Below are 12,936 nucleotides of genomic sequence, written 5' to 3'. Positions count from 1 at the left end.
CAGCTTTGTCTTCCGACCATGCTTCGAGCTTCCATGATTCGAGCTTCAGTTCTTGAAAGAATCTAAATGTCGTGGACGCCTAGACCGAGTATTGATGATAGTACATTATTCGCAATTGTTGGCCATGCGTGATCCTCTGGGCGAGAACATATGCGCCTTTCCTGAAGTTGCAGGCTAATCGCCCGAGCAAGATCTGCGGCATCAGCAGGCGAGCACATGGCGGGTCCCAATTCGACAGCCTGCATCGGGAAGTTGCTGCTGAAATTGGGTGTATGTGTGGCGACAAGCGGGCGTTCGCAAAGGAGGTACTCTGCTATCTTGCAGGAAGCACCCATATCCATCATCTGGCTTCTCCGATAAGGCAAGGCCAGCACGTCACAGGCGTTCAGATAGTCGGGCATCGCCACGTGTGGAACCACACCCATGTAGTTGATCCACGGGGGCAAGGGTTGCAAGTCCGGCCGCAGAGTGCCGCAAAGAAGGAGGCGAATGTTTGAGTCGATAGCGTGTAGTTGCCCTACTGCGACAATCAAGTCGTCGACCCCTCTGTCCCGTTCCATGCTGCCAAAATAGCCGACTAGCGTATCGACATTTCCGTCCAGGCCAATTCTTCGCCGTGCTGTTGCAGTGTCGCCGGGTCTGAATTTTTCTGTGTCCACCCCATTTGGCGTCAGCACCCACTTTGAACGCGCGAAATGTCTGTCAGCCAGCGTACGACTGGCGTATAGGACAAGGTCGGCTCGATTCAATAGGAAATCCAGTGCATTCCATCCCAGAAATGCACGGTAGGAACCAAAGCTTGAGTAGTCGTCGTAGACATCGAACACAAAGGGGGCACAGGCCGACCGAGAGATGTGGTAGCCGATGAGGCCAACGAAACAGTCGCCGCTTGCGACAATCACGTCTGGCTGCAGGGCGCGTGCGATTCGCTTCAGCCGCCAGAATGAAAGCGGATCAAGAATGGGTAAGCTGTGGGTAGTGAATCCATCCTGGGCTACCTGCTCTTTCTGGAGGGAGTGGTAGTCGACCAGTGCCAGTTCAACTTGATGATTGCGGGCGGACCAATACAAGGGAAGCTGGTAAACGCGCCCGAAGCGTTCGGCAAGCGCGTCCTTGTTGGTATAACGTCTTTTGGCGAGATGCAGGATTCGCAAGGTGTGTTGCACTTCTGGTTGTTGCGGCAAGATTGTCCGGGCCGCGATTCATGGTCCGATGGAAGCGAGATGCGCCTCTGAATAGAGGGACGCATGCATCAGAATTGGTTCGTCACTGGCATCAAGGATACAACGATGAGGGGAATCAACGATCATCGAAAGCTGCTTTGCGTGGTTGGTACTCGACCGGAAGGCATCAAGATGGCGCCCGTTATCCGGCAGCTGCGCTCAGAGGGCTGGGCCGACGTGCGTGTAATGGCTACAGCTCAGCATAGGGAAATGCTCGATCAGGTGCTTGCGCAGTTCGAGATTCTCGTGGACATCGATCTGGATATCATGCAAGTCGGACAGTCATTGGCGTCACTTACGGCGCGTATGATCGAGAAGGTCAATCAGGTTCTCGGAGACGAGGCGCCCGACCTGGTGATAGCACAGGGTGATACGACTACTGTATTTGCAATTGCCCTGTGCTGCTTCTACCGGGAAATTCCCTTCGCCCACGTGGAGGCAGGGCTGCGCACTCATGACCGAAAATCTCCATTTCCGGAGGAGATGAATCGGGTTGTGGCCAGCTACCTTGCCGACCTGCATTTTGCACCGACAGCGCGCGCACGCGACAATCTGCTCAAAGAGGGGGTGGAGCCAGATCGAGTCATGGTAACCGGGAACACGGTTATCGATGCGCTGTTCCACCAGTCAGCGCGAAACGCAGATATCGATTTGCCCATCCAAACAGACAAACGACTGATACTGGTAACTGTTCATCGCCGAGAAAGCTTCGGGAAGCCGCTTGGGTCAATCTGCGATGCACTACTTGAGCTCTGTTCTCGTCGCGATGACATCGAGTTTCTGCTTCCGGTTCATCCAAACCCCATTGTTTCTGGCACCATTCGCTCCCGACTGACCGACCAACGGGGCATCGTTCTTTGCAACCCGCTCGATTATGCCCAGTTTGTCGGGGCTCTAAAGCGGGCATATATCATCCTGACGGATTCTGGAGGCGTGCAGGAGGAGGCGCCGGCACTGGGCAAGCCGGTACTCGTACTTCGCGCTGAGACCGAGCGGCCGGAAGCTATCGAAGCGGGTGTTGCCAGACTGGTAGGAATGCAATGTGATCAAATTGTCGACGCGGTCACCGAACTGCTTGATAACCCAGCCAGCTATGGGCGGATGGTCCAGGGTGGTTCACCTTTTGGGGATGGCCATGCTGCCCCGAGGATTTCACACGCATTGAAGAGTTTCCTGCTTGCGCAGGGACAGAATGCTGGGTGAAGCCGGCGGCACTCGTCCGTTGACGTGAAACGTATGTGGTCGCGAGTCCAGCATGGCTGCGATGCTAGAGAACAGTATGACTGAGAGCATTTCGGACATTTCGATCGCTGGCGCGGAGATTACGACGATCATTCCAACGTTCCGAAGGCCAAGTCTGCTGCGTCGGGCGATCCAGAGTGCCGTCGATCAGGAAGAGGTCAATCTCCGTATAGAAGTACTCGACAATTGTTCGGGCGATGAAACCGGCAATGTCGTGGCGGATCTCGCAAGGGACTACAACAGAGTCCACTACCACTGTCATTCGAAGAATATCGGCGCGCAGGCAAACTTCGAGTTCGGGGTGCGCAGGGTGGAAACGCCATACTTCTCGATACTGTCTGATGACGACTATTTGTTGCCTGACTTTTATCGGCGTGCGCTAGCCGGATTGGCTGCGAATCCGGATGCAATGTTCTGGGTTGGAATGACGCTCAATGTGGATGAACGAGGAACAATCTGGGATGCAAGGCTGGACAGATGGCCTCGAGAGGGAATGTTCTACCCGCCGGAAGGCGTGCTGACCATGACGGGTGGTTTGGCCCCGACCTGGACAGGTATCGTCTTTCGAAAGGAACTGCTGGACCTGCTTGGCTTCATTGATCCGGAAACGCTTGGGCCAGCCGATCTCGACTACACGTTGCGCTTGGGAGCCCGATTTCCCTTCCTCGTCGAAAAGCATCCTTCTGCGGTGTTCAGCATCAATTCTGATTCATTCAGCGCGACGCAGCCTCTATCTTCATTCTGGCCGGGTTGGTTGAAAATGTTTGAGAACATGGCCAATTTGGAGTCTCTCAGCGCGTCTGATCGACACAAGTTGCTCGCCGCATTGCATGCAGATGCCCAACGCATGCTGTTTCGTCGCGGAGTGAACGCGCTGGCGAACGGGCGTACGGATTTCGCGAAGGACGCGTCGCTAGCCTTGTCAGAAAGCTACTCCGGGTATCTGCGCCCGTGGGTTCTTCGGAGTCTGTCTGTCGGTTGCGAGCATATTCCCGGTTTTTTCCGCGTTTTCAGGAAGCTCTATGCTGGCTTGGAGAAGGGGATCGTAAATTCTCGAAGAGAACTGCAGAAGAGTTTCGGCCACTTGCTACGGCTTGAATGAGCTATCAGTTCGCTCGATTCGCATCTGACGAAGGTATGCAATCAGCAGTTTTCTGAATCCCTGTGATACAAGAAGCGATGCGGTAAGTGCGATCAGTCCTGTAGCGGAAATCCACGTCACACCGCCGATTGTCCGATCAATTGAAGGGTAGAGCCATTTCGCAACCAGAACAACGCCGAACGCAGCTGAAAATGGCTGCAGTACACTTTGCGCATACCAAAGCCCGAGTTCGCCGCGCAACAAGCGACGATGCAAGAGAGGGGCAATGAATACCAGGTACGTGACGTTGACAGCCAGCCAGACTGCGGCAGCTCCCGTCATTCCATGATTCTCGACTGCAAGCACGAAAGCGGGCGCAAACAGGATTATTCCCACCAGGTTGCTCAAGGCGGCAAGTCGCGTCCATCCATGTGCGAGTTGCAGAGCGTATGGGACGTTCATGACACCGTTGATAGCCGTGCCTGCGAACACAAGCGTCAGGGGTAGCGCAACTTGCGCCGAGAGCACTGAATCGCCAGTCCAAAGTCTCAATACTGACTCGGAATAGATGCAAACTACACCGGCAACCGCTGCGACAACGGCTGCAACAATCTGGCTGGACAAGTGATATAGCTCGGACACCCTGAGCTGGTCGTCTGAACCGGCGAGTTTGCTGAGTCTTGGATAGATCGCGGCAAACATGGGTTGAACCAGCCTGCCGAGGCCACCACTGATCGTTAGCGCCACACCGTAGTAGCCGAGTTCCTCAAGCGGGCGCAGCGCGGACATCGCCAGTCTATCCATCTGCGACAGGATCAGGCCCAGCGCCGTTATGGAGAATACGCCGAGCGCAAAATGTCTTGCGCCAAGAATCTCCGAAAGCTGGAACCTGGTGCGTTCGGCGGACTGTGGCAAGTGCCGCCACAACACCATGGCGCTGCAGATGCTCTGCAAACCAGCTATCAGGCAATGCCACCACAAGAATCCCAGTAACCCGCTGTTGCTCCAGAGAAGTACCGGGACCACTCCTGCATAACGCAGTGTGGCAAAGACCGCGACGAGTACATTCAGCTTTTTCTGCTGTTCAAGGCCGGAAAGCGCCGAGGCATAGAATGCGGTTGGCCACAACAGGGCCACTACCAGACCGATAATGCCGACCGCTTTCGTGGTTGTTTCCTTGCCTAGCTGCTCGGGATGGAGCCAGTGCGAGGCGATTTCTCCGCTAGTGGATACGATGAGTATCGCAATGAGAGCCGCCGTCGGCCAGATCAGACATTCAAAGCTCCGAATCAATTGCCGGATGCTATCTCGCCTGTCTGCATGGTGCGCGCGTTGCGCCAGCTCGCGCCCCAGGAAAACTCCAGTTCCCATGTCGAGTAGCAATGAAATCGTCTGCAAGCTCAGCATGAACGCAATCAAGCCGAATTGTTCGATCCCCAGCAATCGCAAGTAGACGGGCACGAACGCAACGCCCATGATTGCTACCCACGCTTGCCCCGCGTAGTTTGCAAGTACGTTGTCGCGGAGACGGGGCATTGGTGAGGGCTACTGCTGTTACCAGGAGCGTTGCGCGATGAGTATCGCCGAGTCGAACGTGTCATTGTCGAAGCGGTCCGTGATCAAGAGCGCCTCGCCAAAATTGCAACGATTGAGGAATTGCAGTATCGCGGGGAGATTGTAGACATGCAATTGCATCGCAGGCTCCTTGACAGGACGACCGCGCAACATGTTGCGCAGTGCATTGAGCAAGGGAATCCGATATCGCAGGTTCACCATGCCACGGATGAGACCAGGTGCATTGCATGCATAGAGAAATTGCACGGCCATGAATCCGCCGGGACTCACCTTTTCGGCCAGTCGCTGCATGACCTTCATTCCGCGAGAAGGATGAATATGCGCAAAAACAATATGAGAATGAATCAGGTCATGCGAACTTTTTATTCTGCTGAGAGCGTCGTCTGACAAAGCGAGTTGGACATTCTCGATGCCTAGTCTGGCGCAGTGCTGCCGGGCCTTCTCCAACATGGAGGAAGACACATCAATGCCTGTGGCCCGCTTGCTCACGCGCGCCAGAGGAATTAGCAGGCGACCAACACCGCAACCGAAATCCAGCGCTGATTCCGGTACAAACTCTCGTGAGAAATGTCCTCTGATCGTGTCAATGATCATGCGGACATGCTCCTCGCCGGAGGCAAAGAAGTCAGCCAGGTTTTCATCCGACAGATGTTCCGACCTGTACTTCTCGTCGCTAAGAACACCGAAATACGGGTCGTCACGCCCCCATTTTTCCCAGTCCTTGTCGGTACCCATAGTCGAGGAATCTCCAGTTGGGCTAGCCCTTTCGGCGAAGGTATCCGTGAGGCGCAACGGTTATCAATAGTTTCGCCTCGATGTCCTCATCCACGACGAAGTCCTCATTGGTGCGCAGAAACTCACGAACCGCCGTCATTGGATTGTTGCCGATGTCCCAGGGTCTATCTAAACATGATCCATGCGGCAAAACGTCTATAACAGTATCAAACACTACGCAGTAGCTATTGCTGGTTACAAGCGGTGCGTAAGCCTGAAGTTCGCCTAGTACATGGTCGTGCGTGTGATTGGAATCCAGCAATACCATTACCCGTTCGAAACTTTGCGAAACAGCGTGAACCCTTGAAACAATGTCGGGCGCAATCGATGAACCTTGTAGCATATCGATGCGATGTGACATCGGGTGTGCAAGAATTGCCTCCCGATTGTGTTCACGAATATCGATGTCAATTCCGAGCACTCTTCGCTTTGGTCTTTGCAGGTCCAAGAGTTCCCCACTAGCAACTGCGTCACAATAATCGAGCATGGCTAGCAGAGATGCACTCATGATCAAAGAGCCTCCATGCGCGATGCCGGTCTCGACAATTAGGTCAGGCCTGACCCTCCAGACAAGTTCTTGTATAGCCACCATATCCTGCGGAACCTGGATGATCGGGCGCCCCAGCCAATTGAAGTTGTACGCGTAACGCTTAGGTGTTATTTCGGCTACCCATTCAAGCGAGGCTTCGCGCAACTCGCGATTGTTCTTGAGTTGCTCGATATTGCGCATGACCTCAGCCTTGAAAGCATCATTTGGATTCATCAAGAAACTCCTTCCATCGGAGGGTGCCCGAGCAAATATACTGGAGGCCGTCTCGGCCACAGTTGGCGACAAGGTCCAGCGATGTGACATACGGCGTAAAAGGCGGATGGGCCTGGGGATAGGGCCTGCAAAGATAATTCATGTACTCGACCGCTATTCGCTTTTCTTCGAACAAGGAATGATCAAGATAGTTTTGAGCGCCATGGCCTGTTATGTATTCAGTACCGCCCAAGTGCAAGCAGATATCCAATAACCGTCGACTGCTGGTTCCACTTACCCCGAGAGTCGACGAGTTGATGAACGCGCGCCCCTTGTCGAGGCCAAAGTACTCCGCAAGCACCATTGTTGAGGCACGTGAAATATCTGCAATGGATTCTGCTGGGATGCATGAGGCACGATCAAACAAATCCATCATGTCTTCGTAGAAAGGCGCCTTGGCGTACGCGCTACTCAATATTCTGCGATGCTCATCCCGCCAGTTCTTGCTGTTGTCTGGGACAATCTCAGTCAAATGATTGCCGCGCCGAACCTTTTGAAGGGGAACTGTCATCCAGCGCATGCCATCTTTGGTTTTAACTTCCACCCTGTTATAGAAACCACGTGCGAACTGAACATCGTCATAGTGCACAAAAATGTCACTTAGTCTCAATTGCTCTAGCAACCCTACCCAAGGAAAATACATGGGCTGCGAAATAACTATGCGCATCTATGCAGCTCCGCGCAAATTGGCAAATGAAATCCGAGCTCATCTCTATAGCGCTCAAACTCAATCTCCACTTGATCTTGCAAGTAGGGTGATGTCCTGACCATGCCGTTCTGCCAGTAGAGGGTTAGCCAGATCTTTTGCAGGTAGCTGATTCGCTCAGCAGCCGTGATTGAAGAATTGGTTTGAAATGGGCTGCTAACCTGCATGATGATCTTGCCTGTATCCAGGTTTTCGTCGACAAAATGAAGTGTTGATCCAAGTGCCTTGGGGTTAGTGCTCACTGCTCTGCGCAAGGCGCCCAGTCCAGGGAACGCAGGCAGCAGAGAGGGGTGAATGTTGCAAACTTCAAACGCGTCAATGAGTGGAGCGCCGATCTTTCGCGTATAGAAGAGCAGTATCTTGTTTACCCCCAGTTTCGAAAAAAAGTCTTGAGCATGAGCGGAGAAATGATGAACTCCCTGGTATGGGAGAATGCGCGATACAGCGGATTCGCTGGTTGCCCAGTCCGATAACCCACAGTTTCTATCCGTTAATACCGCCCAGCGCTGATCGATTCCCGCCTGCTTGAGGCACTGCGCTGCTGCTTTGAGGCATGCGCCGCCACTGGATCCAATAATGCCCAACAATGGCTGCGCAATCTCGCTACTCATGATTGTTGCGGATGACATCATGAACAATGCTGATTATCCTATCCTGTTCGCTAACAGTCAGGTCCTGATAGCTCGGAAGGTTGAATGCACGAGCCGAAAGCGAAGTGCTTGTTTCATGAATTGCTTGGGAAGAGAAGGGTGGAGTCGAAGAAAGTGGCCAAAAGAAAACGCGGCAGTCGATATTGTTGGCTCTGAATTCATCCAATAGCACGTCACGATCGAACAAAACGTCTTTCTCCACTATTACTGTTGGCATCCAGTAGCCATTGACGGTTCCGATGGGCTCTGGATTCATGCGCAAGGGCAGATGACTCAGTGAATCGTGATAGTAGGTAAATACTCGACGTTTTCCTGAGATCAGGTGATTTGCCCGCTCCAGTTGGGCACAACCAATTGCTGCCTGGACGTTAGCCATTTTGAACTTGAAGCCAAATGTTTCCGGCCAGAACTGCCTCGTCTCTCCTCGCCTGCGTCCGTGGTTGGACAATGTCATCGCACGTTCGTGGAGCTTGGCATCGTTGGTTACGAAGGCCCCCCCTTCACCGGTTGTGATGGTTTTCGTGCCATGAAATGAGAACGCGCCGAATTTCCCGATTGAGCCAGCTCGGCGGCCGTGCCATATAGAGCCTATGGCTTCTGCGGCATCCTCAACTACGGGGATTCCGTGCTCAAGGCCTATTGTTTGGAGCGCGTCCATATCGCACAGGTTTCCATAGAGGTGCACAGCCAGTATTGCTTTGGTCTTGGCGGATATCGCTTTTTCTACCGCCGCAGGATCCAGACACCAGGTATCCGGCAGAACATCTACCAGAATAGGTTTGGCGCCAAGATGGTGAATTGGGGCCGCTGACGCGATCCAGTTGATATCACCCAGAATGACTTCGTCGCCGGGACCGATACCCATCGCGGCCATCCCGAGTTGCAGTGCGCCCGTGCCGCTGGATGTAGCAATTGCATGCTTGACGCCGAGATGTGCGCGAAGCAACTCTTCAAACCGATGGATATAATCGTAGCAGTGCTCGCCCCAACCGTTTTTCGCCGCATCCGTTGCATACTCCACCTCGAGTTCCGTAATCGATGGTTTAGTGTAGTAAATTCGTGATTTTTCTAAGTTATTCATTGAACAGTCAGTTTCGGTACGGCAATGACAAACTGCCCTCCCCACTCGCGGACATAGCTTAATTGCATGACTATTTCATCTAGCAAATTCCAGGGGAGGATCAAGACAAATTCCGGGCGATTAGCCCGCAAGTGATCCTCGGCGACGACTGGGATTCGCGAGCCTGGCAGGTACCGGCCTTGCTTGTACGGTGAAGCATCAGCCACGTATGCCAGAAGGTCTGGCCGCACGCCAGCGTAGTTGAGAAGGGTGTTGCCCTTTGCCGCAGCACCGTAGCCAACAACTTTTCGGCCATTCCCATTCTGTTGCAACAGGAAGCGAAGCAATTCGTTCTTTGTATGGTCGGCTTTAGCCTGGAATCCGCGATAGTAGTCCATCTTGAGCATGCCGGCGTCCGCTTCTTCAGACAGCGTCCTGGCTACAGCAGCGGTTTCAACTTGTGCTCCAGCCTCATGGGCTGCCCAAATCCTCAATGAACCACCGTGAGTAGATAGTGCCTCAACATCCCAGATGCGCAGACCATGCGCCGCAAACACCGTACGTACAACGTGAAGCGAAAAATATGAAAAATGTTCGTGGTAGATCGTGTCGAATTGACATTTGCTGACCAATTGGAGCAAGTGTGGAAATTCGACAGTGATACTTCCTTCCGGCGCGAGTAGTTGAGCCAGTCCAGCAACGAAATCGTTGAGATCGGGCACATGTGCAAGCACGTTGTTTGCGATGACCAGATCAGCTTGCCGACGGCGGATTACGAAATCACGGGAGAAATCGAGCCCGAAGAATTCAATTTCGGTATCTATCCCCTTTCCCTGCGCCACGTGCGCCGTACCGGTGGTAGGCTCGATGCCAACGCACGGAATGCCGCGAGTCAGTACATGCTGCAAAAGGTAGCCGTCATTCGATGCCACCTCGACCACCAGGCTGTTGCAATCCAGCTGCAGGCGCGACGCCGCCAGGGAGACAAACCGCTCCGCGTGCTCCAACCAGGAGCGTGAGTACGATGAATAGTAGACGTAGTCAGGCGCAAACAATTCAGTATGAGACTGTATTTCGTCGACCTGGACGAGCAGGCATTGTGGGCATGTGCGGACTTTGAGTGGCAGATGGACTTCTGGTTCGCTCAAGGCCTTGCTGGACACGAATGCATTTGAGGGCGGCGCCGAGCCGAGGTCGACGAAAACGTTGTCCAGCGCTGGATCATCCAGATTGCTGTCGCAAAAACGACATCTCATGCTTCGATACCCACGAAATGTTCGTCGATCAATGCCGCTGACTGATCCCTTTCTGATATTCCAATGGCAGGAAGTGGCCAATCTATCGCCAGCGATGGGTCGTCATGCCGCAATGTACCTTCGTCATTGCTGTTCCAGCTGGCTGTATGCATGTACAGCAACTGGACATTATCGGTAAGTGCCTGGAATCCGTGAGCAAAGCCTTTGGGGATGAAAATCTGTCGCGAAGCGCCGGAATCCAATTCGACTGCATGCCATTGCAGCCAGGTTGGCGAGCCGACACGTAGATCGACGGCTACATCGAATACGCGCCCGCTGAGGCATCGAATCAACTTCGCCTCGGCAGAGGGGGGACGCTGGAAATGCATCCCTCGCACCGTGCCTTGCCTGGCAGTGGCAGATAGGTTGATCTGAGTGAAGTGAATTCCAGGTTGAAGACTTGCCAGATCATCCTCGCAGAACAATCGTTCGAGGCGCCCACGCGAGTCTACCGCCGGCGTTGACGTGATCACGGTCAAGCCCGCCAATGGTGTTTGCTGCAGGAAGAGCTTCTTGCTCACGACGGAATCGCCCAATGGAGCCTGGCCGCCGTCGCATCGTCGACATAGGCCGCTAGATCGTCTCGGCTTTTGAGGATCCCGTCTTGATAGTAGTTTCTGTACCAGTCGATGGTGCGGCAAATTGTGGTTTCGGCTTTCCAGATCGGTTTCCAGTAAAGCTCCCTGGCCGCTTTGCTGGAATCAAGCAATAGTACGGCCGCCTCATGCGGGTGCCAGCCATCGGCAGATTCAACTTGTGCACCGGGCCACTGAGACATCCATTGTGCGACCAGATCACAGACAGGGAGGGCGGCACTCTCGTCGGGACCGAAGTTCCACGAACCTTCTGCAGACTTTCGATCCAGCAAGGCTTGCGCCAGACTCAAGTATCCGGAAAGGGACTCAAGCACGTGTTGCCACGGGCGAATCGCGTGAGGATTTCGGATGCGTAGCGGGACACTGGCGATAGAGGAACGTACCAGATCCGGCACCAGGCGGTCTTCTGCCCAGTCGCCGCCGCCAATCACATTGCCGGCCCGAGCTGTCGCGACTCGTAAAAAGGGCCTTATCGAATCAAGAAAACTCTTCCGGTAACACTCGGTGATCAGCTCGGCACATGCCTTGGACGTACTGTATGGATCATGTCCGCCAAGTGCGTCCGTCTCGCGGTAGCCGCGCGCTTCATTCATTTCAAGATAGACCTTGTCGGTTGTCGCATTGACCATCGCGCGCACCGAATCGCAGCTTCGCACCGCTTCCAGCAGGTTTACCAGGCCTGCGACATTCGTGGAGAATGTCGTCGCGGGGTCTCGATAGCTCACGCGGACCAGTGACTGTGCAGCCAGGTGGAACACCACTTCTGGGCGGATTTCCTCCATTGCTTCGCGCACTGCGGCAGCATCTCGCAGATCAATTGCGAGACTGCGCACTTTGTCGAGCTTCAGCAGCGGCCAATGTGCTTGCGTGCCTTCGTCTGGCAATGACATTCCAGTGACTTCCGCGCCAATCGCGTCCAGCCATAGGCACAACCACGACCCCTTGAAGCCGGTATGGCCGGTCACCAGCACGCGCCTGTCGGCGAATGCGCCATTGAACAGCGCTCTCAAGGCCAGACTTTCCACGGCGCTACTCCACTGCGCCAAAGCTCTTCCAGTTTGGTCCGATCGCGCAGAGTATCCATGGGCTGCCAGAATCCATGGTGCGTGTATGCTGAGAGTTGCCCGTCCCGAGCCAGCGATTCCAGCGGCGTTCGTTCCCAGACACTGGCGTCGCCATCGATGTAGTCGAGTGCGCCAGGTTCGAGTACGAAAAAACCGCCGTTGATCCACGATCCATCGCCTGAAGGCTTTTCCTCGAAGCGGGTAATCCGGCCTTCGTTGATATCGAGTGCACCGAAACGGCCCGGAGGTTGTACGGCGCATACCGTGGCCAGGGTCTGCTTGGCGCGATGGAATGCGATGATCTCTCCCACATCGACATCCGACAGTCCATCTCCGTAGGTGAAGCAGAATGATTCGTCTTCGAGGTAGCTGGAAACCCGTTTGAGCCGACCGCCGGTCTGGGTGTCATTGCCAGTATCTACCAGGGTTATCCGCCATGGCTCGGCATGCTTGTGATGCACATCCATGCTGTTGCTGCCCAGATCGATAGTCACATCCGACATGTGCAGGAAATAATTGGCGAAGTATTCCTTGATCAGAAAGCCCTTGTAGCCAAGACAGATAACGAAGTCATTGATGCCGTGGTGGGAGTAGATCTTGAGGATGTGCCACAAAATTGGCATGCCACCTATCTCGATCATGGGTTTGGGTCTGACCGACGTCTCTTCGCTGATTCGCGTACCCAACCCACCGGCAAGGATGATCGCTTTCATCTGTACATCCCCATTGGATTCGACGGGGTCGCCACGGCCGGGTAGACGGATGCCTTTTCGGAAGATGGCAGATCAATGTCGCGCATCATTCACCTTACGGAACAAGAGTGCCGCGACTTGCGACGGGCCAGTACTACCGACGAGCGGCAAGAAGC

13 protein-coding genes are annotated in these 12,936 nt (G+C 54.3%); 2 read left to right on the top strand and 11 right to left on the bottom strand.

The genetic code is table 11. From position 1 onward, the window contains the following. Nucleotides 1-62 precede the first annotated feature (62 nt). Nucleotides 63-1,154 carry a glycosyltransferase gene (locus R3F00_RS09275; RefSeq protein WP_371281498.1) on the bottom strand — a complete coding sequence of 364 codons (1,092 nt, stop codon included), beginning with the start codon at nt 1,152-1,154 and terminating at the stop codon, nt 63-65. A gap of 135 nt (nt 1,155-1,289) precedes the next feature. Between R3F00_RS09275 and wecB the strand changes: the two genes are divergently transcribed. Then, nucleotides 1,290-2,426 (top strand): non-hydrolyzing UDP-N-acetylglucosamine 2-epimerase, encoded by a 1,137-nt coding sequence (wecB, locus tag R3F00_RS09270; RefSeq protein WP_371281497.1) that lies wholly within the window; start codon nt 1,290-1,292, stop codon nt 2,424-2,426. A 52-nt stretch (nt 2,427-2,478) separates the two neighbouring features. Beyond that, nucleotides 2,479-3,567 carry a glycosyltransferase family 2 protein gene (locus tag R3F00_RS09265; protein WP_371281496.1) on the top strand — a complete coding sequence of 363 codons (1,089 nt, stop codon included), beginning with the start codon at nt 2,479-2,481 and terminating at the stop codon, nt 3,565-3,567. On the opposite strand, the gene R3F00_RS09260 is transcribed toward R3F00_RS09265, so the two are convergent. The 10 genes from R3F00_RS09260 to rfbF are packed head-to-tail and all read right to left on the bottom strand — an operon-like array spanning nt 3,553 to nt 12,781. After that, a complete protein-coding gene (locus tag R3F00_RS09260) occupies nt 3,553-5,082 on the bottom strand; it encodes a lipopolysaccharide biosynthesis protein (RefSeq protein WP_371281495.1) in 1,530 nt (509 codons plus the stop codon). The two genes, R3F00_RS09265 and R3F00_RS09260, sit on opposite strands and share 15 nt — an antisense overlap. 18 nt (nt 5,083-5,100) lie before the next feature. Then, nucleotides 5,101-5,856, bottom strand: a complete 756-nt coding sequence (locus tag R3F00_RS09255) for a class I SAM-dependent methyltransferase (protein ID WP_371281494.1) — start codon at nt 5,854-5,856, stop codon at nt 5,101-5,103. A gap of 22 nt (nt 5,857-5,878) precedes the next feature. Continuing rightward, entirely contained in the window at nt 5,879-6,658 is a 780-nt protein-coding gene (locus tag R3F00_RS09250; protein ID WP_371281493.1) for a cephalosporin hydroxylase family protein, read from the bottom strand. Next, nucleotides 6,645-7,364 (bottom strand): WbqC family protein, encoded by a 720-nt coding sequence (locus R3F00_RS09245; protein ID WP_371281492.1) that lies wholly within the window; start codon nt 7,362-7,364, stop codon nt 6,645-6,647. The genes R3F00_RS09250 and R3F00_RS09245 overlap by 14 nt, the downstream gene beginning before the upstream one ends. After that, entirely contained in the window at nt 7,355-8,014 is a 660-nt protein-coding gene (locus R3F00_RS09240; protein WP_371281491.1) for a formyltransferase family protein, read from the bottom strand. Before R3F00_RS09240 ends, R3F00_RS09245 begins: the two co-directional genes overlap by 10 nt. Continuing rightward, nucleotides 8,007-9,134, bottom strand: a complete 1,128-nt coding sequence (locus R3F00_RS09235) for a DegT/DnrJ/EryC1/StrS family aminotransferase (RefSeq protein WP_371281490.1) — start codon at nt 9,132-9,134, stop codon at nt 8,007-8,009. The genes R3F00_RS09240 and R3F00_RS09235 overlap by 8 nt, the downstream gene beginning before the upstream one ends. Next, entirely contained in the window at nt 9,131-10,369 is a 1,239-nt protein-coding gene (locus R3F00_RS09230) for a methyltransferase domain-containing protein (RefSeq protein WP_371281489.1), read from the bottom strand. Before R3F00_RS09230 ends, R3F00_RS09235 begins: the two co-directional genes overlap by 4 nt. Next, nucleotides 10,366-10,929: a dTDP-4-dehydrorhamnose 3,5-epimerase family protein gene (locus tag R3F00_RS09225; protein ID WP_371281488.1), complete on the bottom strand. Its 564-nt coding sequence runs from the start codon at nt 10,927-10,929 to the stop codon at nt 10,366-10,368. Before R3F00_RS09225 ends, R3F00_RS09230 begins: the two co-directional genes overlap by 4 nt. Continuing rightward, nucleotides 10,926-12,029 (bottom strand): CDP-glucose 4,6-dehydratase, encoded by a 1,104-nt coding sequence (gene rfbG, locus R3F00_RS09220; RefSeq protein WP_371281487.1) that lies wholly within the window; start codon nt 12,027-12,029, stop codon nt 10,926-10,928. The genes R3F00_RS09225 and rfbG overlap by 4 nt, the downstream gene beginning before the upstream one ends. Continuing rightward, complete coding sequence (gene rfbF / locus R3F00_RS09215) at nt 12,011-12,781, bottom strand: glucose-1-phosphate cytidylyltransferase (RefSeq protein WP_371281486.1); 771 nt, start codon at nt 12,779-12,781, stop codon at nt 12,011-12,013. The genes rfbG and rfbF overlap by 19 nt, the downstream gene beginning before the upstream one ends. Nucleotides 12,782-12,936 lie beyond the last annotated feature (155 nt).

Source organism: Dokdonella sp. (assembly GCF_041395345.1).
Taxonomy (GTDB): domain Bacteria; phylum Pseudomonadota; class Gammaproteobacteria; order Xanthomonadales; family Rhodanobacteraceae; genus Dokdonella.
The sequence above is the reverse complement of the archived record's forward strand: the minus strand, read 5'-3'. Positions and strand labels throughout refer to the sequence as shown.

Bases quoted from the DNA above. Each gene is read 5' to 3' on its own strand.
- R3F00_RS09235 (WP_371281490.1), bottom strand. From the start codon at position 9,134: ATGAATAACTTAGAAAAATCACGAATTTACTACACTAAACCATCGATT.
- R3F00_RS09230 (WP_371281489.1), bottom strand. From the start codon at position 10,369: ATGAGATGTCGTTTTTGCGACAGCAATCTGGATGATCCAGCGCTGGAC.
- R3F00_RS09255 (WP_371281494.1), bottom strand. From the start codon at position 5,856: ATGGGTACCGACAAGGACTGGGAAAAATGGGGGCGTGACGACCCGTAT.
- wecB (WP_371281497.1), top strand. From the start codon at position 1,290: ATGAGGGGAATCAACGATCATCGAAAGCTGCTTTGCGTGGTTGGTACT.
- R3F00_RS09265 (WP_371281496.1), top strand. From the start codon at position 2,479: ATGGCTGCGATGCTAGAGAACAGTATGACTGAGAGCATTTCGGACATT.
- R3F00_RS09250 (WP_371281493.1), bottom strand. From the start codon at position 6,658: ATGAATCCAAATGATGCTTTCAAGGCTGAGGTCATGCGCAATATCGAG.
- R3F00_RS09260 (WP_371281495.1), bottom strand. From the start codon at position 5,082: ATGCCCCGTCTCCGCGACAACGTACTTGCAAACTACGCGGGGCAAGCG.
- R3F00_RS09240 (WP_371281491.1), bottom strand. From the start codon at position 8,014: ATGAGTAGCGAGATTGCGCAGCCATTGTTGGGCATTATTGGATCCAGT.
- rfbF (WP_371281486.1), bottom strand. From the start codon at position 12,781: ATGAAAGCGATCATCCTTGCCGGTGGGTTGGGTACGCGAATCAGCGAA.
- R3F00_RS09245 (WP_371281492.1), bottom strand. From the start codon at position 7,364: ATGCGCATAGTTATTTCGCAGCCCATGTATTTTCCTTGGGTAGGGTTG.